This is a genomic window from Vibrio ishigakensis (assembly GCF_024347675.1).
GTDB lineage: Bacteria > Pseudomonadota > Gammaproteobacteria > Enterobacterales > Vibrionaceae > Vibrio > Vibrio ishigakensis.
The window spans coordinates 1,883,130-1,906,263 of the sequence record NZ_AP024881.1 but is presented as its reverse complement, the minus strand read 5'-3'; the positions used below and the strand labels follow the sequence as shown (position 1 = coordinate 1,906,263).

Below are 23,134 nucleotides of genomic sequence, written 5' to 3'. Positions count from 1 at the left end.
AATTGGCGTTTTATTGTGGTCTGACCAGGTTAGGAATTAGGAAAGGAATCTGTATGTACTCTCACTTGCTACAACCGCTTGATCTTGGCTTCACTCAACTGCGCAACCGAGTCTTAATGGGCTCAATGCACACTGGGCTCGAAGATAGTGCCTCTGGCCTTGCGAAACTGGCAGCCTTTTATGAAGAGAGAGCGAAAGGGGGAGTTGGGCTGATAGTTACTGGCGGTTTTTCTCCAAATCTGAGAGGGCGCCTTTATCCTACCGCAGCTCAATTTAGCCGTTCTAAACATGCTGAATCCCATAAAATTATCACTGAAGCGGTACATAAACACGACGGAAAGATCTGTCTACAGATCCTCCATGCGGGTCGTTATGGTTACCACCCGCTCGCCCAGAGTTCCACACCCGCAAAAGCGCCGATCGCGCGCTTTGCGCCAAGTGAAATGAGTACTAAGCAGGTACTCGGCACTATCGAAGATTTCGCCAATAGCGCCAAGCTTGCCCAAGATGCGGGTTATGATGGCGTTGAACTGATGGGCTCTGAAGGATATTTGATTAATCAGTTTATCTGCCAAAGAACGAATCAAAGAGAAGATGAGTGGGGCGGAGAGTATGAAAATCGAAAACGCTTCCCGATTGAGATAGTTAAAGCGGTACGGCAGAAGGTTGGTTCAGATTTCATCATAGTATTCCGTCTTTCCATGCTGGATCTGGTTGAAGAGGGAAGTACACTCGATGAAGTCATTGAGCTTGCAAAAGACCTTGAGCAGGCGGGTGTAACTATTATCAATACGGGCATTGGCTGGCATGAAGCGCGTATCCCAACCATAGCAACCTCAGTGCCACGCGGCGCCTTTACTTGGGTGACCGAGTTGGTTAAACCGCATGTCACCATTCCGGTTGTGACTACTAACCGAATCAACAATCCAGAGCAGGCTAATGAGGTTATTGGCTCAGGCAAAGCGGATATGGTGTCGATGGCACGTCCTTTCCTTGCTGATCCTGAGTTCGTGATTAAGGCTCAAAATGACCAAGCACATCTCATTAATACCTGTGTGGGGTGCAATCAGGCGTGTCTTGATAATGCATTTAAGGGCTTGCGAGCGACTTGCATGGTCAATCCACAGGCCTGTTATGAAACAGAACGAGTCATCCATAAATCCGATACACAGAAACGAGTAGCGGTTGTGGGTGCAGGTCCGGCGGGGCTCAGTGCAGCGCTCTATTGCGCCAAGCGTGGGCATCAGGTGGACTTGATTGAAAAGAGCGATCGCATTGGTGGTCAGTTCCGCCTAGCGCTTCAGATCCCCGGTAAAGAAGAGTTTCGTGAAACCATTCGTTATTTTGCTAATCAGCTTTCTGAGCATGGGGTGAATGTCCTTCTAAATATGGAAGCGACCGAGCAGGTGCTCAGTGAATACGACGAAGTAGTTCTCGCAACCGGCGTTATTCCCCGCGAAATCAATATCCCTGATAGCGGTGAAGGCCCTAAGGTATATGACTATCAAACCGTCATTCGCGAGAAAACCTATCTTGGACAAAAGGTCGCTATCGTTGGTGCGGGTGGTGTAGGTGTTGACCTTGCATCCATGCTAACCGAACCATCGCAGCACTCTTTAGATGAGTGGCTAAATGATTGGGGGATAGATAAGCAGTATCAGCACGCGGGTGGTTTATATCCATTCCCAGAGATCAAATCATCAACCGAGGTTTGGCTGCTTCGTCGCAAGCCTGGCACTGTGGGCAAAGGCCCGGGCAAAACCACAGGTTGGATACACAGAGCAACCTTACAGAAGCGTGGTGTTCATCTTCTGTCTGGTGTGAGTTACGAGAAAATCGATAAGTTAGGGCTACACGTTACCGTAGAAGGAGCCAAAGAGGTTCTGGATGTGGACAGTGTGGTTATCTGTGCAGGTCAGGTATCGGTCAGGCCATTTGAGTCTCATTGGGAAGGACGCACAGTTCATGTTATCGGCGGCGCCGATGAAGCTGGAGAATTGGACGCGGTTCGAGCGATCAGGCAAGGCTTTGAAATCGCGACACAGATCTAGCGATAAGGGTTACTTGAGAACTATTTGCATGTAGAATCGAAGGGTAAAACATCAAATAATTCAAAGGACTGTAAATGGACGCCCTCGATCTGCTGTTAAATCGTCGCTCTATTGCGAAACTCACCGCACCTGCACCAAGCGGTGAGATTCTGGAAAATATCATCAAAGCGGGTATGAGAGCCCCAGACCATGCTGGTCTCACTCCATGGCGATTTGTGATAAGCGAAGGTGAAGGGCTGCAAAAACTGGCAAACATCTTGGTCGATGCCGCAAAAACGTCGGGTGCGGAGTCAGCAGTTGTTGAAAAGCTTTCGAACGCCCCATTTCGAGCGCCTATGGTGATCACGGTTATTGCAAAGACAAGGCCACATCCGAAAGTGCCTGAATTTGAACAATATTTGTCTGCAGGGTGTGCCGTTCAAGGCATGCAGATGGCGGCGATGGCGCAAGGCTTTCAGGGATTTTGGCGTTCAGGAACTTGGATGTTTGATGAAAATGTTGAACAAGCCTTTGGCCTTGAGGGCAATGACAAGATCGTCGGCTTTCTTTATTTAGGCACTCCAGAATGCGTTCCAGCAAAAACTCCAGAGCGCGATATCTCAAAGTTCGTTGAATATCTCTAACTAATGATGGATACTGGATAAAATAACAGTATCCATTTTTGTTTGTATGTCTCGACTCTTCATTGCCGAAAAACCTAGCCTTGGGCGAGCAATCGCTTCTGCACTTCCAAAACCGCACAAGAACCAACAAGGGTTTATTGAGTGCGGGAATGGAGATGTTGTCACCTGGTGTATCGGTCACCTGTTAGAGCAGGTCATGCCAGAAGAGTACGATGAGCGCTACAAGAGTTGGTCTATGGACCACCTCCCTATCGTGCCGCAGACATGGAAGCTCAAGCCGCGCAAAACCGCCTCAAAACAGCTTACCGTTGTTAAGAAACTGGTCAAAAAACACAAGCAATTAATTCATGCTGGAGACCCAGACCGAGAGGGGCAACTCTTAGTGGATGAGGTGATTGATTATTGCAAGGTAGCCAATAGCGAAAAGCAATCTATGCAACGCTTGCTGATCAGTGACTTAAACTTATCTGCGGTTAGGCGCGCTCTTGGCCAGATGCAATCTAACTCCAGTTTTATCCCTTTGTCCGTCTCTGCCTTAGCGCGCTCCAGAGCCGATTGGCTTTATGGCATGAATATGTCCCGCGCTTATACCTTGCTTGGCAAACAGGCCGGATACAATGGCGTACTGTCAGTGGGTCGTGTGCAAACGCCTGTGCTGGGCTTAGTAGTAAGGCGTGATAGAGAGATTGAAGCCTTTGTGCCGAGAGATTTCTTTACCCTAGATGCACTTATTCCCTATGGCAGTCCTGAGCAAGATATTAAAGCGCGCTGGGTACCAAGTGAAGCGTGTGAAAAGTGGCTTGATGAAGATGGTCGGGTTTTGAGTTTAGCCCTAGCTGAGAATGTGGCGAATCGCATTAAAGATAAACCTGCCAAGGTTGTAGATTCTCAGCAGAAGCAAACCAAACAGAGTGCGCCGCTTCCTTATTCACTAAGTGCTCTGCAGATAGATGCGTCAAAGCGCTTTAATATGAGTGCGCAGATGGTGTTGGATATCTGTCAGGCCTTGTACGAAAAGCACAAGGTAATCACCTATCCGCGTTCGGATTGTCGCTACCTTCCTAACGACCATTTCAAAGAAGCGGCTTCGGTTACTAGGGCTATTCAGGGCCTAGCTTCGGATCTTTCTAAAGCGGTCAGCGAGGCTAACCTTAGTCTCAAGAGCCGTGCTTGGAACGATAGTAAGGTAGAAGCTCACCACGCCATTATTCCTACAGCCAAAGGCTCAGCTTCTCTTTCTGCTAATGAAGCTAAGGTTTATCAGCTCATTGCTACTCAGTACCTGATGCAGTTTTATCCTGCAGCTGAATATGCAGAATCTAAACTCGAGTTTGAGATAGAGGGAGGCAAGTTTGTCGCCTCTGGTCGTGAGCTTTTAAAACCGGGTTGGAGAGTATTGGTTAGGTCCTCTAAAAAGGAGTCTGATGTCCCATTTGTACCTGCTCTTGAAAAAGGACAAATACTGACGTGTCGAGAGGGAGAGATCACCGCAAAGAAGACCGAACCGCCAAAACATTTCACTGAAGCAACTTTGTTGCAAGCAATGACAGGGATCGCCAGATTTGTGCAAGACAATGGCCTGAAGAAGATATTGCGAGATACCGATGGGCTGGGCACTGAGGCAACTCGAGCGGGTATATTGGATACCTTATTTAAGCGAGGCCTGCTTTCAAGAAGTGGCAAATCTGTGCTTAGTACTCAAGCAGGAAAAGGGCTGGTGGATGCGCTTCCAGATATTGCGACCTACCCAGATATGACTGCCCATTGGGAAAGACAGCTACACGACATGAGTGAAAAAAGGCAAGCCTATGCCCCATTTATGTCTCAGCTTGAGAGTCAGCTTGATGGCTTGATTGATGGCGTGAAATCGAGTCCAGTACCTGAATCACTGCGCTCCCTTCCTAAGGTTGAGAAGAAGCCCTACCGTAAAAAGGGAGCGAAAGGTCGCACAACTCGCGCCAAGAAAAACTACCAGGGTAAAGGCTGACCGTCGTAGTTGTAGAAACCGCCGGAGTCTTTTTCGGTGACGTTTTCTAGAACCTTTGCTAGCCCTGCCACGGATTCACTCACAGTAATAAGGGCGTTCGGTCCGCCCATGCGGGTTTGAACCCATCCTGGATGAAGAGCAAGTACCGTAAAGCCCTGTTCATTTAGGTCATTGTGGAGACTCTTTACCACAGAGTTTAAGGCAGCCTTTGAAGATCGGTAGATATAACCGCCCCCTGAGCTGTTCTCAGTAATGCTACCTACCTTTGAAGAGACGCAAGCAACCTGTCTGACTGAGCTTTTCTTCATCTTTGAATAAAGGGCTTCGACCAGTTTTAAAGGCGCTATGGTATTTACCTCTAGCACCTTTCTCCACTCCTCAACGTCGGTAAAACCGAAGCTAGTGCCTTTAGGCCCGTAATAACCCGCGTTGTTTATCAAAATATCCAGCTGTTCGAATTCATGAGAAAGCTGATGCACAGCGTCATAATCAGTGATCTCGAGCTGCCTTACCTTGAGGTTGTCATAGTTACTACACAGAGCAAGTAGCTCTTCACTATCCGCTGGACTTCGATAGGTGGCCGTTACTTGAGCACCAATACGAAGATAGTGTTTGGTCAAACCTAGGCCGATACCTCGGTTTGCACCTGTAATTAGAACTGTGCTCATTGGGCCTCCTATAACTACTTAGGTTGAGCGTCGATACATAAACCGTTGATTTCTTGTGATTGTTCACTCATTAGATACAAGTATAGAGGCATGATCTCGAGTGGTGTTTTAAGTAGCATGCTGTCCTCAGCAGGGTAGGCGCTAGCACGCATGGTAGTGCGGGTTGCGCCCGGATTGATAGCGTTGACACGAATAGTGGTATTGCTTAGCTCATCGGCTAAGATCTGCATCATGCCTTCGGTAGCAAACTTAGAAATAGAGTAGGTGCCCCACAGCGCGCGACCATCGTGACCAACGGTAGATGAAGTGAAGATAATTCGTCCCATCTCCGACTTTCGAATAACCGGCAATAACGCCTGAGTCATCAAGAACTGAGCTTTAACGTTGACTTGCATGATCTCATCGAAGGTATCTTCTTCGATCTGGTCGAACTGACTAAGAACGCCCAATAGGCTGGCATTTTGCAGTACGCCATCGAGGCGGCCATATTGACCTTCGATGGTCTCGGCCATATCTACATAGTTTTGCTTGGTTGCGCCCATCATATCTAGCGGGATAATCGCCGGCTCAGCGCCACCTGCTGCCATGATCTCATCATAGGTTTGTTCGAGTTTTTTTACTGTGCGGCCAAGCAGCAATACCTGAGCACCGTGCTCAGCAAAAGAGAGAGCTGCTTGTTTGCCAATGCCATCACCTGCACCGGTTACGAGAATGATTTTGTCTTTCAGTGCGTCTTTAGCAATCGAGTAATCCACAGTTTAATTCCTTGTCGTGCGGTTTTGATTTGTCTCTATGCAGAGTACAATACCTGAATAATCTAAATCAGGGAGAAGACATTGGAATTTTTGTTAGATTACGGGCTGTTTTTGGCCAAAATTGTTACTTTTGTCGCCGCTGTTATCGTGGTGCTTATCGTAGCTAAATCAGCATCGACTAAATCTTCAGCAAAAGGCACGCTAGAAGTCACCAACCTTTCCGAGCAACATCAGCAAAATATCGAACTGATGGAGCACCACCTGCACGATGAAGCCTTTATCAAGGCGCGCGACAAAGCGGAAAAGAAAAAGCTTAAGCAAGAGCACAAAGATCGTGAAAAAGAGATCAAGCAAGCGGCTAAAGAGGGAGAGCTAGACGCCAAGCGCAAGCCTCATCTATTCGTCCTTGATTTTGTCGGCAGTATCGACGCCAAAGAAGTGACCAACCTAAGAGAAGAAATCACCGCCATCCTTGCCTGCGCAAGAGAGGGCGATGAGGTGCTGGTACGCCTCGAGTCTGGTGGCGGTATGGTGCATGGTTATGGCCTAGCAGCCTCTCAACTAGACCGCATCAAATCAGCAAACATTCCACTGACTATTGCAGTAGATAAAGTGGCGGCAAGTGGCGGTTATATGATGGCGTGCGTGGCAGATAAGATTGTCAGTGCACCTTTCGCTATCGTGGGCTCTATCGGTGTTATTGCTCAGCTTCCTAACTTTAATAAGCTGCTCAAGAAGAATGACATTGAGTTTGAACAGCTTACCGCAGGTGAGTACAAGCGCACCCTGACCATGTTTGGTGAGAACACCGACAAGGCACGTGAGAAATTCAAACAAGAACTTGAAGAGACTCATGTGTTGTTCAAAGACTTTATTGCTGAGCGTCGCCCTGATCTTGAACTTGATAAAGTTGCAACAGGCGAGCATTGGTATGGCACTCAAGCCCTGGACCTTGGTCTGATTGATGAGGTAAAAACCTCGGATGATATCGTGGTCGATGCTTGCAAGGATAAAACAGTACTTGCTGTTCACTATGTGCAAAAGAAAAAGCTAACAGACCGATTAGGTAAATCAGCTGCCGACGCCGCTGATGGACTATTGATGAAGTGGGTTCAACGCGGTCAGCGTCCTATTGTTTAGTCCTGATAGAAGACGGCTAGCCAGATGGTTTTCTGGTTAGGGTCCGTCCAACACACTTTATGCTTTACTCGGGCGGGGATGTTCAGATGATCTCCCGCCTTCATTTTTTCTATTCGCTCATCTTCGAACTCAAGGTGTCCCTCACCTTGAATAATCAACACCCATTCATGCAGGTCTTGATCGTACCAACCTGACTCAGGTGAGATGTGTCCTTCAGAAACAATTCTCTCTATTTTTACCGCATTATGTTCAAGGAGAGAGTTAAACGCTTCTTGCTCAAGCTTTTCCGGTATCGCATCGAATAGATTTTTCACCACTATCTTTCCTTGGTTGAGTGATAAATGAGAGGCATGTAAACGGCAATTTTATGCCCCAGTTTTCCTCGCGAAATGAACCTTTTATCTCTATAATAGGCGCGCTCACAGTGACGTGACATAAAATATACTCGAGTGCTCAGGGAACTAGCCCAATGATTCGAGAATACGCCCGAGCGATCGGGTCGATAAGAAAAAACAAATGGAGCAAGTATGTCCTCTGATTCTCCTGTCGTTACCGTCGATGGCCCAAGTGGGGCAGGTAAAGGCACTTTATGTATGATGTTGGCTGAAAAGCTTGGCTATCAACTACTGGACTCTGGTGCGATTTATCGCGTGCTGGCCCTAGCGGCAATCCACCACGGTGTGGACCTTGAGTCTGAAGATGCTCTGGTACCTCTAGCAACGCATTTGGACGTGCAGTTCATTGCTAAAGGTGACCTAGTACAAGTGATTCTAGAAGGTGAGGATGTGTCGGGTGAACTTCGTCGTGAAGAGACCGGCATGGCCGCATCTAAAGTCGCGGCTCTACCGCGTGTTCGTGAAGCTTTGCTGCGTCGTCAGCGAGCGTTTAACACTGAGCCGGGTTTGGTGGCAGACGGCCGTGACATGGGAACGGTGGTTTTCCCGAACGCAGTGGCAAAAATCTTCCTTGATGCAAGCGCCGAAGAGCGAGCGAAAAGACGCTATAAGCAGTTGCAAGACAAGGGCTTAGAGGTTAGTATTGACCACCTTTTGAGCGAGATCCAAGAAAGGGACTACCGAGACCGCAACCGCGCAGTTGCACCTCTACGTCCTGCGGAAGACGCTCTAGTGCTTGATTCTACTGAGCTTTCTATTGAAGAAGTGATGGTAGAAGCACTGAAATTTATCGAATCTAAGGTGTCTTGATTCCGGTCAAGATACATGGAACGTTGGTCGCATGGATGATGACTGGCGAATTTATCAACCCCCACGCGGTAGGATGCCCGTGGACGTTTAAATATTGAAGATCAAATAATGACTGAATCTTTTGCTCAACTCTTTGAAGAGTTCCTAAACGAAACTGAATTCCAACAAGGTACTATTGTTAAAGGTACTGTAGTTGCTATCGAAAATGGCTTTGTACTAGTTGACGCTGGTCTTAAGTCTGAATCTGCTATCCCAGCTGAGCAATTCAAGAACGCTGCAGGCGAACTTGAAGTTGAAGTTGGTTCTGAAGTAGACGTAGCTCTAGACGCTGTTGAAGACGGTTTCGGTGAAACTCAACTTTCTCGTGAGAAAGCTAAGCGTCACGAAGCTTGGATCGTACTTGAGAAAGCATACGAAGAAGCTGAAACTGTTGTTGGTATCATCAACGGTAAAGTTAAAGGCGGCTTCACTGTAGAACTAAACGGTATCCGTGCGTTCCTACCTGGTTCTCTAGTAGACGTACGTCCTATCCGTGACACTGCTCACCTAGAAAACAAAGAGCTAGAGTTCAAAGTTATCAAGCTAGACCAGAAGCGTAACAACGTTGTTGTTTCTCGTCGTGCTGTTATCGAATCTGAAAACAGCGTTGAGCGTGATGAGCTACTTGAAACTCTACAAGAAGGCAGCGAAGTTAAAGGTATCGTTAAGAACCTTACTGACTACGGTGCATTCGTTGACCTTGGTGGTGTTGACGGTCTTCTACACATCACTGACATGGCTTGGAAGCGCGTTAAGCACCCTTCTGAGATCGTTAACGTTGGTGACGAGATCCAAGTTAAAGTTCTTAAGTTTGACCGTGAGCGTACTCGCGTATCACTAGGTCTTAAGCAACTAGGTGAAGATCCATGGGTAGCAATCGCTAAGCGTTACCCAGAAGGTCACAAGCTAACTGGTCGTGTTACTAACCTAACTGACTACGGCTGCTTCGTTGAAATCGAAGAAGGCGTTGAAGGTCTAGTACACGTTTCAGAAATGGATTGGACTAACAAGAACATCCACCCATCTAAAGTTGTTAACGTAGGCGACGAAGTTGAGGTTATGGTTCTTGAGATCGACGAAGAGCGTCGTCGTATTTCTCTGGGTCTTAAGCAGTGTAAAGCTAACCCTTGGCAGTCATTCGCTGAAGCTCAAGCTAAAGGCGACAAAGTTACTGGTAAGATCAAGTCTATCACTGACTTCGGTATCTTCATCGGTCTAGAAGGCGGCATCGACGGTCTTGTACACCTATCTGACATCTCTTGGAACGTTGCTGGTGAAGAAGCAGTACGCGAATTCAAGAAAGGTGACGAAATCTCTGCAGTTGTTCTAGCAGTAGACGCAGAGCGTGAGCGTATTTCTCTTGGCGTTAAGCAAATGGAAAACGACCCGTTCAACAACTACTTAGCTGACAACAAGAAAGGTGCTCTAGTTAACGGTACTGTGACTGCAGTAGACGCAAAAGGTGCTACAATTGAACTTGTAGACGGCGTTGAAGGTTACATCCGCGTTTCTGAAGTGTCACGTGACCGTATCGAAGATGCGTCTCTAATCCTAAGCGTTGGCGATAACGTTGAAGCGAAGTACACCGGTGTTGACCGTAAGAACCGCGTAATCAACCTATCTATCAAAGCTAAAGATCAAGCGGAAGAGCAAGAAGCAATGGCTTCACTGAACAAGCAAGATGAGTCTTCGTTCGGTAACGCTATGGCTGACGCATTCAAGGCTGCGAAAGGCGAATAATTACTTATTCTAAGTAACTATCGTTAAGAGGGGGCCTTATGGCTCCCTTTTTTTAATGTTGAAAGAGGGAAACTATGACTAAGTCTGAGTTGATAGAGAGATTGTGTGCAGAACAAACACACCTTTCTGCAAAAGAGATTGAAGACGCAGTAAAAGAAATTATCGAACATATGGCTGAGACTCTAGAAAGCGGTGAACGCATCGAAATTCGAGGCTTCGGCAGTTTCTCCTTACATTATCGTGAACCTCGTGTAGGGCGTAACCCTAAGACTGGTGATCAGGTGGATCTGGAAGGCAAATACGTTCCCCACTTTAAACCGGGCAAGGAATTACGTGAGCGAGTTAACGACAGCCTGTAACTCCCTGTTTTTATAGAAAAGCGGCACCGTTTGAGTGCCGTTTTTTTGTACCTGAAACGAATTTTATCGTACGAGAGTAGGGTAAAAATAGTGGAATTGTTTACCTCTACTGCAGTCGAGAGTAGAGAATCATATTTTCATGGTGTCGTGGTCGGATTTGCTGCATAATCGTCTAACGTACTGTGTTGTAAAAGGTAGTTTGAGTGAGAATCCTAAAAATTGCATTGGTTTTGGTTCTGTTTCTGATTGCTTTGGCGCTTGGCGCTCAAAACCAAGAAGTCGTGACCTTCAATTATCTTCTCGCCGAGGGGAACTTCCATCTCTCATCTCTCATCGGTGGCGTTTTCGTGTTGGGTTTTGTGATTTCTGGGCTTATCTTTGGCTCCATGCATTTCCGCTCTCAACTCCAAGTTCGTAAACTAAAACGCAAACTGAAAAAGCTGACACCACAAGTTGAAGTGCCATCCAAACCGAGCACTCAAATGCCAGTTGTGAAAGAGCCGAGTAAATAATCACTCTCTATGCTTCAGTTACTGTTTCTACTTTTGCCGATCGCTGCTGCCTATGGATGGTACATGGGGCAGCGCAGTGCGCGCCAAGAAAGTCAGAGACAGTCTAACCAGATTTCCCGTCAATATGTTCGTGGTCTTAACCTGCTTCTATCGGAGCAGTCTGACAAGGCCGTTGACCACTTCATCGAGCTGCTTCAGATAGACGATGAAACCATAGATACCCACTTAGCCCTGGGTAACCTGTTTCGCTCCCGTGGCGAAGTAGACCGAGCTATCCGTATTCACCAGAGCTTGATCGCTCGTACTGAGCTGACCATAGATCAGAAGAACATCGCGCTGCAGCAGCTAGCGCGAGACTACATGGTATCGGGCTTTCTGGACCGTGCGGAAAAGATCTTCGAACAGCTAGTAGAAGAGCCGGATCACAAAGAGCACGCTCTTTATCAGCTTGTTGCTATCTATCAACAAACCAAAGAATGGAGTAAGGCGATTCATTACGCCACCATGCTGGTGAAGATGGGTAAGCGCCGAATGAGGACCAGCATTGCTCACTACTACTGTGAACTGGCTCTGCACGAGAAGGCCTTTGGTAAGCGCTCAAAGGCGATAACCTTGTACAAGAAAGCGCTCTCGGAAGACCCTAAATGTGTGCGTGCCACCATTGCCTTGGGTCGTATCTACCTGGAAACGGAAGAGTACAGCAAGACCATTAAATACCTAGAGTCGGTACTTGAGCAAGATTCTGATTTTATTAGCGAAATCTTGCCAAATCTTGCAGATTGCTATCACCACCTCGGACAAGAAGATCAGCTCATTGAGTTTTTGCGTCGCTGTACTGAGAAGAAAGCGGGTGTGTCGGTTGACCTGATGCTCGCTCAGGTCGTGGCTCAGCATGAGGGTATCGAAGCTGCACAGGGGCTCCTTACTCGCCAGCTTGTAAAGAACCCGACCATGAAGGGCTTCTATCGTCTTATCGATTATCATATCGCTGAGGCGGAAGAGGGCAGTGCGAAAGATAGCTTGAGCACCCTACAAGCCATGGTTGGTGAGCAGCTTAAGGTTAAACCCCATCATAGATGCCGCCAGTGTGGCTACTCTACCCATGCCCTGCATTGGCATTGCCCATCTTGTCGTAGCTGGGGCAAGATCAAACCTATCCGTGGCCTAGACGGCGAATAAGGCTAACAATTTTCTGCGTTCGTGGTTAGAATAGGCGCGCTTTCATTTGATGCTCAACCTATGGAGAAACCACATGGACCAAAAAGTTATCGTTGCCCTAGATTACGATAAAAAAGATGACGCTCTACGCTTCGTTGATCGAATTGACCCAGCTTCTTGTCGCCTAAAAGTCGGCAAAGAGATGTTCACCCTGTTTGGCCCAGAATTTGTTCGTGAGCTGCATAGCCGCGGTTTCTCTGTATTCCTTGACCTAAAATTCCACGATATCCCAAATACCTGCTCGAAAGCGGTAAAAGCAGCCGCTGATCTGGGTGTATGGATGGTGAACGTTCACGCAAGTGGTGGCGAGCGCATGATGACTGCATCACGAGAAATCCTTGAGCCTTATGGTAAAGACCGTCCACTGCTTATTGGTGTGACTGTGCTGACCAGTATGGAGCAATCTGATCTGAGTGGTATCGGTCTGGATGTTGAGCCTAAGCAGCAGGTATTCCGCCTTGCTAGCCTTACCAAGAACAGTGGCCTAGACGGTGTGGTATGTTCAGCGCAAGAAGCGAGCTTCCTTAAAACTGAGCTTGGAAAAGAGTTTAAGCTAGTAACGCCGGGGATTCGCCCTGCAGGTGCTGCGGTAGGCGATCAGAAGCGCATTATGACGCCGGTAGATGCTATCTCTGCAGGTTCTGACTACCTGGTGATTGGCCGTCCTATCACGCAGGCTGAGAATCCATCTCAGGTACTGGCTGATATCAACGCTAGCCTAGCGTAAAGAATCAAAAAACCCGCTCTCTAGCGGGTTTTCTTTTATCTGAACTAAGCTGGAATTCCACTGTGGAATTTAAACTCTTCATCAGGCGTTGAGATAAGCTCAGCCTCAACCTTGGCAAAATGCGCCACTCTCTCTTCAATGCTTCCTCCCGCTACCTCTTCGGCAAGGGTTAGGTAATCCTGATAGTGCCTTGCCTCTGAACGAAGTAGGGATATGTAGAAGTTTGAAATGTCTTCATCCATATATGGCGCAAGGGCGGCAAATCGCTCACAAGAGCGGGCTTCGATAAAGGCTCCCACAATCAGCTTATCAATCAGAGTTTGGGGTTCATGGGTAGTGATGTGCTTGATCAGCCCCTTTGCATAACGCCCAGCGCTGACATTGTGATATTCAATACCGCGGCTATCCATTATCTCTAAAACTTGATAGAAATGGTGCAACTCTTCTTTTATCAGTAGCACCATCTTATCGATCAGAGATTGAGAGTAGGGTGAGTCAGATTTAGCGATAATCGCCTTAGAGATATTGCTCTTGCCTTTCAGGGAGTTAAGGTCACCTACACCACGATATGCGAAGTCCTCATAGGGCTGAAACCATTTAAGAAGTTGCTGCTTGCTGTCGGTGTCGGCCGCGTACTTTCGAATCAAAAACATCGCAGATTGCGCCGCTTTCAGTTCACACAATAGGTGGTCGATAAGCACGGTCGAAAGGCGCTGCTCTTTTTGCGCTTCATCAATCCAGGCTTGCGGGGTTTCGCAGTTAAGGAACTGCTTAATTGGCGTCAATAACTCTTGGTACATGCTAAAGAATCTAGAAAGGTGTAACAAATTTGAAGGGCTAGATTAACCAAATCCAGTCTGAATGTCTGCCACTCAAATGCCATTAACTTCAATTATATAGATAAAACCACTTCTCAATTTTTTCAAATGGCGTTATAACTAACGATTATATTAAACGTAATGGATGACAAGGATTAGCATGAAGCTACAACAGCTAAAGTACATAGTTGAGGTGGTTAACCATAACCTCAATGTGTCAGCGACAGCAGAGAGTCTCTACACCTCTCAGCCCGGTATCAGTAAGCAGGTTCGCCTTTTAGAAGATGAGCTTGGGATTCAGGTATTTGAGCGAAGCGGAAAACACCTTACTCAGGTCACCCCTGCAGGCGAGGAGATCATCAAGATCTCTCGTGAGATTCTTTCTCGTGTTGAGTCGGTAAAAGCCGTGGCCGCTGAGCATACACATCCTGAGATGGGCACACTGAACATCACAACTACTCATACTCAGGCTCGCTATGCGCTTCCTGATGTGATCAAAGGCTTTACTGCGCGTTACCCTAAGGTTTCCCTGCATATGCACCAGGGAACGCCGTCACAGATGTCTCAGGCAATCGCCAAGGGCACCGCAAACTTTGCTATTGCGACCGAAGCCCTTCATCTGTATCACGATGCCATCATGCTACCTTGCTATCATTGGAACCGCTCTATTGTGGTTACGCGTGACCATCCATTGGCGCAAAAATCTCATGTGACCATCGCTGACTTGGCTGCTTATCAACTCGTGACCTATGTATTTGGTTTCACCGGTCGCTCAGAGTTGGATGCCGCATTTGATAAGGCAGGCTTGTCTCCAAAGATCGTCTTCACTGCCACCGATGCTGACGTGATTAAAACCTATGTGCGTATGGGGATAGGGGTTGGCGTGATTGCTAGTATGGCGATCGATCAAGAGCAAGATAAAGACCTAGTGGCTATCGATGCCAGTCATATCTTTGGTGCGAGTACCACTAGCATTGGTTTCCGTCGCGGTACCTTTCTACGTAGCTATATGTTTGATTTTGTTGAGCGATTTGCGCCACACCTAACGCGCCCTGTGGTGGAACAAGCGATTTCGCTTAAGAACAATCAAGAAATCGAAGAGATGTTCAAAGACATAGTGCTTCCTGTGCGCTAGTTGCATTTAGCGCTCCGACTCGGTAAAAAGAGCGCTATGCAGACAAGATTCCAATCTCTAGACGCCATACTGCAGCAAAGTCAGCACTATTGGCGCTTCGAACCCTTCCATGAAAGTCGTAATGGCCTGACTCGATTTGGCTCGAATCAGGCTTTAACCGCTTGGCTTTCCTCACTTGAGCTATCTCAAGTAGAAGAACTAAAACAAAACTCTTCGCTTCTTACTGACGCTCTTGCTCGGTTTATTCAGGTAACTGAAGCGCTTAGCAGTCTATCCGAACTCAAAGATACCGAGTACAGAGCACAGAGGCTGGATTCACATCAAGCCAGTGGCATTCCTGGTCGCAAATTAACTCAAATCGAGGCCATGGGTTCGGCGGCGATGAGCCATCACCAAGGTCAGAGATGGCTCGAATGGTGCGCGGGAAAGGGCTTTCTGGGGCGAATGCTGGCGGTAGGAACCAAGCAGCCTGTAACCAGCTTTGAATGGCAACAGATGCTATGTGACAAAGGGCAAGCCGAATCAGATAAGCTTGAGCTTCCGGTTGAGTTTGTGAATGGGGATGCGTTTTGTTGTGAGAAGCATCAGCTCTTTTCAAATGATTTACACGCGGTTGCCCTGCACGCCTGCGGCGACCTGCATGTAGTCTTGATGAAGCAGGCAAGCCAGCATCAGATCAAGAACCTTTCTATTGCTCCTTGTTGTTATCACCTGATTCGAGATGACAGCTATCAAGCTATGTCTGAATATGGCAAGGCATCCGAGCTGAGCCTTTCTAAAAATGAGCTTCGAATTCCGCTGCAAGAGACTGTTACAGGTGGAGAGCGCGTATCTCGTCACCGTCACCAAGAGATGGTGTATAGATTGGCTTTAGATGAGTTGCTTCGCGACCAAACCGGAAAAGATGAATATCAGTCCATTCCAAGTGTCAAAAAATCCCAGTTGCAGTTCGGCTTTGAGGCATTTTGTCGTTGGGCGTCTGACAAGAAAGGCTTCGAGTTATTAGAAGCTGATTGGGCGGAATACGAAAGTAGGGGAGAGGCGCGCTTTTTGGATATGGAGCGTCTAGGACTAGTGCAGCAGCTTTTCCAAAGACCCTTGGAGCTCTGGCTGGTGCTGGATAAGGCGCTGTATTTACAAGAGCAGGGCTATCAGGTTGAGCTAAGCCAGTTTTGCGACAAAAAAATAACGCCGCGGAATATTCTTATTCAAGCGGCGTTAGATGAAAACTAACTGTTAGCTGTTAACACGCTGTATTGCATCCATAGGAGCAACGTATTCTAGGTCGAAGTTCTCAGCAACTTCCTTACATGTCACCATACCGTGGATAACGTTTAGGCCATTTAGGAAGCCGTTATCTTCGGTTAGCGCTTCTTGGTAGCCCTTGTTTGCCAGTTTTAGGATGTATGGCAGGGTTACGTTGTTCAGCGCGTAAGTAGAGGTGCGAGCAACCGCGCCCGGCATGTTTGCTACGCAGTAGTGAACTACGTCATCAACCATGTATACAGGGTCTGCGTGTGTTGTCGCGTGTGAGGTTTCAAAGCAGCCGCCTTGGTCGATAGCTACGTCAACAACTGCCGCACCACGTTTCATCGCCTTGATGTGCTCTTTAGTTACCAGTTTAGGAGCCGCAGCGCCTGGGATAAGTACTGCCCCGATAACAAGGTCAGCTTCGGTTACGTGGCGAGTCAGCGCCTCTTCAGTGGAGTAAACCACCTTAGCACGGCCTTGGAACTCTTCGTCTAGAGCACGTAGGGTGTGGATGTTGCGATCAAGGATTGTCACGTCTGCACGCATGCCAACTGCCATACGAGCTGCGTTAGATCCTACTACGCCGCCACCGATTACCACGATTTTCGCCGGTTCAACACCTGGAACACCACCAAGCAGAAGACCACGACCGCCATTTGATTTTTCAAGAGCTTGAGCACCGGCTTGGATAGCCATACGTCCTGCTACTTCTGACATCGGAGCCAGCAGAGGTAACTGATTTAAGTGATCAGTAACAGTTTCATAAGCAATACAAACCGCTTTGCTATTGATTAGTTCTTCTGTTTGTGGAAAATCAGGTGCTAAGTGTAAATAAGTAAACAGTATTTGCCCTTCGCGCAGCATAGCGCGCTCGACCGCTTGAGGTTCTTTAACCTTCACGATCATCTCAGCTTGAGCGAATATGTCTGTTGCACTTGGAAGAATGGATGCACCTGCAGCGATATAATCTTCGTCGCTGAAACCTATGCCAGAGCCGGCCTGGGTTTCGACAATGACTTGGTGTCCGTGTGAGATGACTTCTCTAACACTGGCTGGAACCATACCTACACGATATTCGTGGTTCTTAATCTCTTTAGGGATACCAATGATCATCCTGACTCCTTAATGTTTTTTAGTTATTGTTTCTAGGGTTTTGCGTTTATCACGAAATTAATGACTAGTATAATGTGTTTTAATTGAAATTTGATGCTAAATATTCTCTAAATGTAGCGTATATTGTTGCAAGGAAGTAAAAAGGTGGAATAAAACCATGGTAGAAGTGACTAAGCCGTCCAAGGAACTGGACCGTATCGACAGGAATATTCTGAACGAACTGCAAAAAGACGGTCGTATCTCAAATGTCGAGTTGTCCAAGCGAGTCGGCCTCTCTCCAACGCCCTGCTTAGAAAGGGTTCGTCGACTAGAGCGTCAAGGCTATATCCTTGGCTACACTGCGCAACTTAACCCTCAATATCTAGATGCCTCACTATTGGTATTTGTTGAGATTACCCTGAATCGTGGTGCACCAGATGTATTTGAACAGTTTAACAGTGCTGTGCAAAAATTGGACGATATTCAGGAATGTCATCTAGTTTCTGGTGATTTTGATTACCTATTGAAGACTCGCGTATCGGATATGGGCGCTTATCGTAAGCTGCTTGGCGATACCCTGCTTCGCCTCCCTGGTGTAAACGACACCCGTACCTATGTGGTTATGGAAGAGGTTAAGCAGAGCAACCAGTTGGTTATCAAAACCCGCTAAATCCATGATTAACAGAGGTTTGACTTGGGTTTTTACCTCTGCATGTGTTTAAATAAAACTATCCACGGGCGGCATTAGCCGCTCTTGTTGTATCTTCGCACACATGGATATGTTGAAAAGAAATTCCAAGATTCGAACCGTAATCCACACCTCTCCCTCAAAGACTAACTCGAACCTAACCGGCTCTCAGCGTCTAAGAGAAGGGTGTTTCATCGTCGGTATTCTCATCGCTGTCTTAATGGCAGTAGCCCTGTTCACCTTCAGCCCAGCTGATCCTTCTTGGTCCCAAACTGCTTGGGGCGGGGAAGTACAAAACGCTGGGGGCCTGTTTGGTGCCTGGATAGCAGACACCCTGCTGTTCACCTTTGGTGTGCTTGCTTATGCATTGCCACCGGCGCTGATACTGCTCACCTGGACAACCTTCCGCAAGCGTATGCCTGATGAGAGCATAGACCTTATGCTGTGGGGGACGCGTCTGCTTGGTGGTGCCTTGCTCATCGTGACCAGTTGTGGTCTTGCCGACATCAACTTCGACGATATTTGGTACTTCTCCTCAGGTGGCGTTATTGGTGATGTGATCACCAGTCTCGCGATTCCAACGCTAAACTCCCTGGGTACAACACTCGCGCTGCTGTTCTTATGGGGCGCATCCTTTACCCTATTTACCGGTGTTTCTTGGCTATCAATCGTTGAGTCTATCGGTCAAGCTACTCTAGATGCGTTTGCTAAGGCACTTAACTTTGTACGTGGCGACAAAGAGCAGGTTATCGAGCCCTCTCGCTTGGACGATCAGAAGCTTGTGTACGCAGATACGTCTGCAGACGAAGTCGTGATCGATAAAGCGGATGAGGATGACCCTCTGCTCAGCCCTATTGCAGAAGTGCCTAAGCAAGAGGAAGAAGAGTACAAGATCTACATTCCGAATGAGGCCCAGCCTCAGGAAGAGAGCTTCGAGTTCGATCGCACGGCTAACCTGCATGCACCTATTGAACAGCTTGAGAAAGACGCTCAACTTGCTAATGATTTTGTCGAGTCTGAAGAGCTTGTTATCGAGCGTAAAGAGCCTGAGATTGTGCTTCCTAAGACAGAAGAGCCAACCATCGAAGCTGTAGTTGCCAGTGCGCCAAGCTTTGAAGCCGTGGTGGAACCACAACAGCCAGCCGCACCTGAATCTAGTGCGCCGGAAGTTAATTTGCCGCATGATGAAGTCATTGATGAACCTTTCTCAATTGAGATTGAGGAAGAAGAGAAACCAGAGCCTACTATCAACATGGATCTGGTGGATGAAGAGCCACAACAAGAGCTTCAAGCCGACTCCGAGCAGCCAGTACAACAGCGAATCACTGAGGAAGTGGTCGCTGATCAGGTATTTGAGATTCCAGCTGAGCAAGAGGCGGATACAGACTCTGTTGAACAGCCGAACCAAAATCTTGAAGTCACGGAGGTAGCCCAAGAAGAAACTGTCGCTGTAGAGGGTGAAGTGGTCGAGGAAGAGCCAACCAATGATGCCGCAGCATTTGCAGCAGAGGTTGCCAAGGCTCAGGCTCGTGCTCAGGCCTCACAAAACCCGTTCTTGATTCAAAAAGACGCCAATCTGCCGAAACCGACTAGCCCGATGCCGACGCTAGAACTGCTCTATCATCCGGAAAAGCGTGATAACCATATCGATAAAGAAGCGCTGCAAGACATAGCTCGCCTAGTAGAGGCGAAACTTGCGGATTATAAGATCAAGGCGCAAGTTGTGGGCATCTTCCCAGGCCCTGTTATTACCCGTTTTGAACTAGACCTAGCACCGGGTGTCAAAGTATCGCGTATCTCGGGTCTTTCTATGGACTTGGCCCGCTCGCTATCGGCGATGGCGGTACGTGTGGTTGAAGTGATCCCAGGCAAGCCTTATGTGGGCCTAGAGCTTCCAAATATGTCTCGTCAGACGGTTTATCTGTCTGATGTGATCAGTAGCCCAACCTTCACCGAGAACAAATCACCAACGGCTGTGGTACTTGGTCAAGATATCGCAGGTGATGCGGTTGTAGGTGACCTAGCCAAGATGCCGCACGTGCTGGTGGCAGGTACTACAGGCTCAGGTAAGTCTGTGGGTGTGAACGTTATGATTCTGAGCATGTTGTATAAGTCAACGCCAGAAGATGTTCGCTTTATCATGATTGACCCGAAAATGTTGGAGCTTTCTATCTATGAAGGCATACCACACCTGCTTTCAGAGGTGGTCACCGACATGAAGGATGCGTCTAACGCACTGCGCTGGTGTGTGGGCGAGATGGAGCGTCGCTACAAGCTGATGTCAGCGTTGGGCGTACGTAACCTGAAAGGCTTTAACGATAAGCTTAAGATGGCTGCTGAAGCCGGCCATCCTATCCATGACCCGCTATGGCAGCCGGGCGATAGTATGGATGCAGAACCGCCACTGCTTGAGAAATTGCCGTATATCGTTGTGGTTGTGGATGAGTTTGCTGACCTAATCATGGTGGTGGGCAAGAAGGTAGAAGAGCTGATTGCTCGTATCGCGCAAAAAGCGCGTGCGGCCGGTATCCATCTTATCTTGGCTACCCAGCGTCCATCGGTGGATGTAATCACAGGTCTTATCAAGGCCAACATCCCAACCCGTGTTGCGTTTACCGTGTCTACTAAGACGGACTCAAGAACCATCTTGGATCAGGGCGGCGCAGAATCGCTGTTGGGTATGGGTGATATGCTTTATTTGCCACCGGGCTCAAGCCACACCATACGTGTGCACGGCGCGTTTGCTTCTGATGATGATGTACACGCGGTCGTAAATGATTGGAAAGCTCGAGGCAAGCCACAATATATTGAAGCGATTACCCAAGCTGAACAATCCGCCGATTCTCTGCTTCCAGGAGAGAAACCTGAAGGCGATGAGGATGTCGACCCACTGTTTGACCAAGTGGTTGAGCATGTGACTGAAACCCGTCGCGGTTCAGTATCTGGCGTTCAGCGTCGATTCAAGATTGGCTATAACCGTGCCGCGCGAATCGTAGAACAATTAGAGGCGCAGGGCATAGTGAGTGCACCTGGCCATAACGGAAACCGCGAAGTATTGGCGCCACCGCCAATCAAAGACGTGTAAGAGAACAGAATGAAGAAGATTTTAGTGAGCCTGTTGGCTCTGGTATCAGTGAATGTTTGGGCAAATGCTCAGGATGTGCTGGTGGAGCGTTTGGCAAAAACCGACGGTTTCAGTGCTAATTTTGAGCAAACCGTTGTCAGCCCTGACGATGAAGTGGTTATGGAAGGCACAGGTAAGGTGGAGATCGCAAGGCCTAGCCTGTTCCGCTGGACTAGCGAAACCCCAGATGAAAACATCCTAGTGTCAGATGGTGAAACCCTGTGGTACTACACCCCGTTTGTTGAACAGGTAAGTATCTACTGGCAGAAGCAAGCGACTGAGCAGACGCCGTTTGTTCTACTGACTCGCAATAAGGCGAGCGATTGGGACAAATACAGCGTGGTGCAAAATGGCGATCGCTTTACCCTAACTCCGACTGACGTAAATAGCACTCAGGGCCAGTTCCAGCTAGATATCGATGCCCAAGGCACCATCTCTGGCTTTAATGTGGTTGAACAAGACGGCCAACGTTCTAAATTTACCTTTAGTGATTACAAAAATCAGGTGCCAGCCAAGTCTCGCTTCGTGTTTGAGATCCCAAATGGGGTTGAAGTGGACGATCAACGCAACTAATTATGAGCAACTATCAGCTGGATTTTTCGTCTGGAGAGGATTTTCGACCATTAGCGGCTAGGATGAGGCCGCGCACTCTTGAAGAGTACATCGGACAGCAGCACATACTGCAACCGGACAAGCCGTTAGCACGTTCACTGCGCTCCGGGCATCTGCACTCTATGATCCTATGGGGACCTCCGGGCACGGGTAAAACTACCCTAGCTGAGGTGGCGGCAGGTTATGCCAATGCCAAGGTAGAGCGCGTATCCGCAGTAACCTCAGGTGTAAAAGAGATCCGCGCCGCTATTGAGAAGGCGAAAGAGAATCAACTGATGGGTACTCGCACCATTTTGTTTGTGGATGAGGTGCATCGCTTCAACAAGAGCCAACAAGATGCGTTTCTTCCGCATATCGAGGATGGCACTGTCACCTTTATTGGTGCCACTACCGAAAACCCTTCTTTTGAGCTCAACAACGCACTCTTATCCCGTGCTCGTGTGTATAAACTCCAGTCCCTTAATCAAGACGATATCCTTGAGGTTATTCACCAAGCTCTGAATGACAAAGAGCGCGGTCTGGGCAATCTTAAAGCTGACTTTATCGATGAGAGCGACAAACGCCTTGCAGAGCTCGTGGGCGGCGATGCTCGCATGTCTCTCAATTATCTTGAACTGCTGTTTGATATGGCGGTTGAAAAGGGTGGGGTGAAACAGATCGACCTTGAGCTATTGGCTCAGGTAGCCGGTGAGAAGGTTGCCCGTTTCGATAATAAGGGTGATATTTGGTACGACCTTATTTCAGCTGTGCACAAATCTATCCGTGGCTCTAGCCCAGATGGAGCGCTCTACTGGACTGCGCGTATGCTCACAGCAGGTTGTGACCCTCTCTATATTGCCCGCCGCTTACTTGCGATTGCCTCGGAAGATATCGGTAACGCTGACCCAAGGGCGATGGAGATAGCTATCAATGCCTGGGACTGTTTTACCAGAATTGGGCCTGCAGAAGGTGAGCGAGCACTTGCTCAAGCGGTTGTGTATCTCGCTTGTGCTCCCAAGAGTAATGCTGTGTACAAGGCTTGGAAGGAAGCACTCAATGATGCGCGCCAGACGCCTGATTTAGAAGTGCCACACCATCTTAGAAATGCGCCCACAAAACTCATGGCTGATCTTGGCTATGGCGCCGAGTATCGATATGCCCATGATGAGCCTGGGGCATATGCCGCTGGTGAGAGCTATTTTCCGCCCGAGCTCGACTCTCGCAGGTACTATTATCCTGAAAATAGAGGTTTGGAGACCAAAATCGCTGAAAAGCTAAACTATCTTCAATCTTTAGACCAAAAAAGCACGCAAAAGCGCTATAAAAAATAGTGTTTTTTCGATATCTTTACCTTTCCTTTTAATTCTCACAAATCAGAGAGATTTGTGAGTACGTACTAACCACTCGCAGG

Annotated in this window: 21 protein-coding genes; 16 read left to right on the top strand and 5 right to left on the bottom strand. The window is 48.0% G+C overall.

Features of this window, described 5'->3' with window-relative positions; translation table 11 throughout:
- Positions 1 to 53: 53 nt before the first annotated feature.
- The 3 genes from Pcarn_RS08605 (at position 54) to Pcarn_RS08595 (ending at position 4,661) form a co-directional block, all read left to right on the top strand.
- Complete coding sequence (locus tag Pcarn_RS08605) at positions 54 to 2,051, top strand: NADPH-dependent 2,4-dienoyl-CoA reductase (RefSeq protein WP_261833459.1); 1,998 nt, start codon at positions 54 to 56, stop codon at positions 2,049 to 2,051.
- A 74-nt stretch (positions 2,052 to 2,125) separates the two neighbouring features.
- The gene (locus Pcarn_RS08600) at positions 2,126 to 2,674 is read left to right on the top strand and encodes an NAD(P)H nitroreductase (RefSeq protein ID WP_261833458.1); all 549 of its coding nucleotides are present in this window, start codon (positions 2,126 to 2,128) and stop codon (positions 2,672 to 2,674) included.
- 46 nt (positions 2,675 to 2,720) lie between these two features.
- Complete coding sequence (locus tag Pcarn_RS08595) at positions 2,721 to 4,661, top strand: DNA topoisomerase III (protein ID WP_261833457.1); 1,941 nt, start codon at positions 2,721 to 2,723, stop codon at positions 4,659 to 4,661.
- On the opposite strand, the gene Pcarn_RS08590 is transcribed toward Pcarn_RS08595, so the two are convergent.
- On the bottom strand, positions 4,643 to 5,329 hold the full coding sequence (locus Pcarn_RS08590) for an SDR family oxidoreductase (RefSeq protein ID WP_261833456.1): 687 nt from the start codon (positions 5,327 to 5,329) through the stop codon (positions 4,643 to 4,645). The genes Pcarn_RS08595 and Pcarn_RS08590 overlap by 19 nt on opposite strands.
- A gap of 14 nt (positions 5,330 to 5,343) precedes the next feature.
- Complete coding sequence (locus Pcarn_RS08585) at positions 5,344 to 6,084, bottom strand: YciK family oxidoreductase (protein WP_261833455.1); 741 nt, start codon at positions 6,082 to 6,084, stop codon at positions 5,344 to 5,346.
- Between the two features lie 81 nt (positions 6,085 to 6,165).
- Here Pcarn_RS08585 and sohB point away from each other — a divergent pair, with 81 nt between their 5' ends.
- The gene (sohB, locus tag Pcarn_RS08580) at positions 6,166 to 7,224 is read left to right on the top strand and encodes a protease SohB (RefSeq protein ID WP_261833454.1); all 1,059 of its coding nucleotides are present in this window, start codon (positions 6,166 to 6,168) and stop codon (positions 7,222 to 7,224) included.
- Here sohB and Pcarn_RS08575 read toward each other — a convergent pair.
- Complete coding sequence (locus tag Pcarn_RS08575; protein WP_390904422.1) at positions 7,221 to 7,541, bottom strand: cupin domain-containing protein; 321 nt, start codon at positions 7,539 to 7,541, stop codon at positions 7,221 to 7,223. The genes sohB and Pcarn_RS08575 overlap by 4 nt on opposite strands.
- A 210-nt stretch (positions 7,542 to 7,751) precedes the next feature.
- Between Pcarn_RS08575 and cmk the strand changes: the two genes are divergently transcribed.
- From cmk to pyrF, 6 genes are all read left to right on the top strand, one after another.
- Positions 7,752 to 8,429, top strand: coding sequence for a (d)CMP kinase (cmk, locus tag Pcarn_RS08570; RefSeq protein ID WP_261833452.1), 678 nt, complete (start codon positions 7,752 to 7,754; stop codon positions 8,427 to 8,429).
- Between the two features lie 108 nt (positions 8,430 to 8,537).
- Positions 8,538 to 10,208, top strand: coding sequence for a 30S ribosomal protein S1 (rpsA, locus tag Pcarn_RS08565; protein WP_261833451.1), 1,671 nt, complete (start codon positions 8,538 to 8,540; stop codon positions 10,206 to 10,208).
- Between the two features lie 74 nt (positions 10,209 to 10,282).
- Entirely contained in the window at positions 10,283 to 10,567 is a 285-nt protein-coding gene (gene ihfB / locus Pcarn_RS08560) for an integration host factor subunit beta (protein ID WP_261833450.1), read from the top strand.
- 203 nt (positions 10,568 to 10,770) lie between these two features.
- The gene (locus Pcarn_RS08555) at positions 10,771 to 11,079 is read left to right on the top strand and encodes a LapA family protein (RefSeq protein WP_261833449.1); all 309 of its coding nucleotides are present in this window, start codon (positions 10,771 to 10,773) and stop codon (positions 11,077 to 11,079) included.
- A 9-nt stretch (positions 11,080 to 11,088) separates the two neighbouring features.
- Positions 11,089 to 12,258: a lipopolysaccharide assembly protein LapB gene (gene lapB, locus Pcarn_RS08550; protein WP_261833448.1), complete on the top strand. Its 1,170-nt coding sequence runs from the start codon at positions 11,089 to 11,091 to the stop codon at positions 12,256 to 12,258.
- A gap of 73 nt (positions 12,259 to 12,331) precedes the next feature.
- Positions 12,332 to 13,024 carry an orotidine-5'-phosphate decarboxylase gene (gene pyrF, locus Pcarn_RS08545; RefSeq protein ID WP_261833447.1) on the top strand — a complete coding sequence of 231 codons (693 nt, stop codon included), beginning with the start codon at positions 12,332 to 12,334 and terminating at the stop codon, positions 13,022 to 13,024.
- A gap of 44 nt (positions 13,025 to 13,068) precedes the next feature.
- Here pyrF and miaE read toward each other — a convergent pair whose 3' ends face one another.
- Positions 13,069 to 13,824, bottom strand: a complete 756-nt coding sequence (miaE, locus tag Pcarn_RS08540) for a tRNA isopentenyl-2-thiomethyl-A-37 hydroxylase MiaE (RefSeq protein ID WP_261833446.1) — start codon at positions 13,822 to 13,824, stop codon at positions 13,069 to 13,071.
- 178 nt (positions 13,825 to 14,002) lie between these two features.
- On the opposite strand from miaE, the gene cysB reads away from it, so the two are divergent.
- A complete protein-coding gene (gene cysB / locus Pcarn_RS08535; RefSeq protein ID WP_261833445.1) occupies positions 14,003 to 14,977 on the top strand; it encodes an HTH-type transcriptional regulator CysB in 975 nt (324 codons plus the stop codon).
- Positions 14,978 to 15,013: 36 nt separating this feature from the next.
- Entirely contained in the window at positions 15,014 to 16,210 is a 1,197-nt protein-coding gene (locus tag Pcarn_RS08530; protein ID WP_261833444.1) for an SAM-dependent methyltransferase, read from the top strand.
- A gap of 3 nt (positions 16,211 to 16,213) precedes the next feature.
- On the opposite strand, the gene ald is transcribed toward Pcarn_RS08530, so the two are convergent.
- The gene (gene ald / locus Pcarn_RS08525) at positions 16,214 to 17,341 is read right to left on the bottom strand and encodes an alanine dehydrogenase (RefSeq protein WP_261833443.1); all 1,128 of its coding nucleotides are present in this window, start codon (positions 17,339 to 17,341) and stop codon (positions 16,214 to 16,216) included.
- A gap of 157 nt (positions 17,342 to 17,498) precedes the next feature.
- Between ald and lrp the strand changes: the two genes are divergently transcribed.
- From lrp to Pcarn_RS08505, 4 genes are all read left to right on the top strand, one after another.
- A complete protein-coding gene (gene lrp, locus Pcarn_RS08520; RefSeq protein ID WP_261833442.1) occupies positions 17,499 to 17,990 on the top strand; it encodes a leucine-responsive transcriptional regulator Lrp in 492 nt (163 codons plus the stop codon).
- A 109-nt stretch (positions 17,991 to 18,099) separates the two neighbouring features.
- Positions 18,100 to 21,093 carry a DNA translocase FtsK gene (locus Pcarn_RS08515; RefSeq protein WP_261833441.1) on the top strand — a complete coding sequence of 998 codons (2,994 nt, stop codon included), beginning with the start codon at positions 18,100 to 18,102 and terminating at the stop codon, positions 21,091 to 21,093.
- Positions 21,094 to 21,102: 9 nt separating this feature from the next.
- On the top strand, positions 21,103 to 21,705 hold the full coding sequence (lolA, locus tag Pcarn_RS08510) for an outer membrane lipoprotein chaperone LolA (protein ID WP_261833440.1): 603 nt from the start codon (positions 21,103 to 21,105) through the stop codon (positions 21,703 to 21,705).
- A gap of 2 nt (positions 21,706 to 21,707) precedes the next feature.
- Positions 21,708 to 23,054, top strand: a complete 1,347-nt coding sequence (locus tag Pcarn_RS08505; RefSeq protein ID WP_261833439.1) for a replication-associated recombination protein A — start codon at positions 21,708 to 21,710, stop codon at positions 23,052 to 23,054.
- Positions 23,055 to 23,134 lie beyond the last annotated feature (80 nt).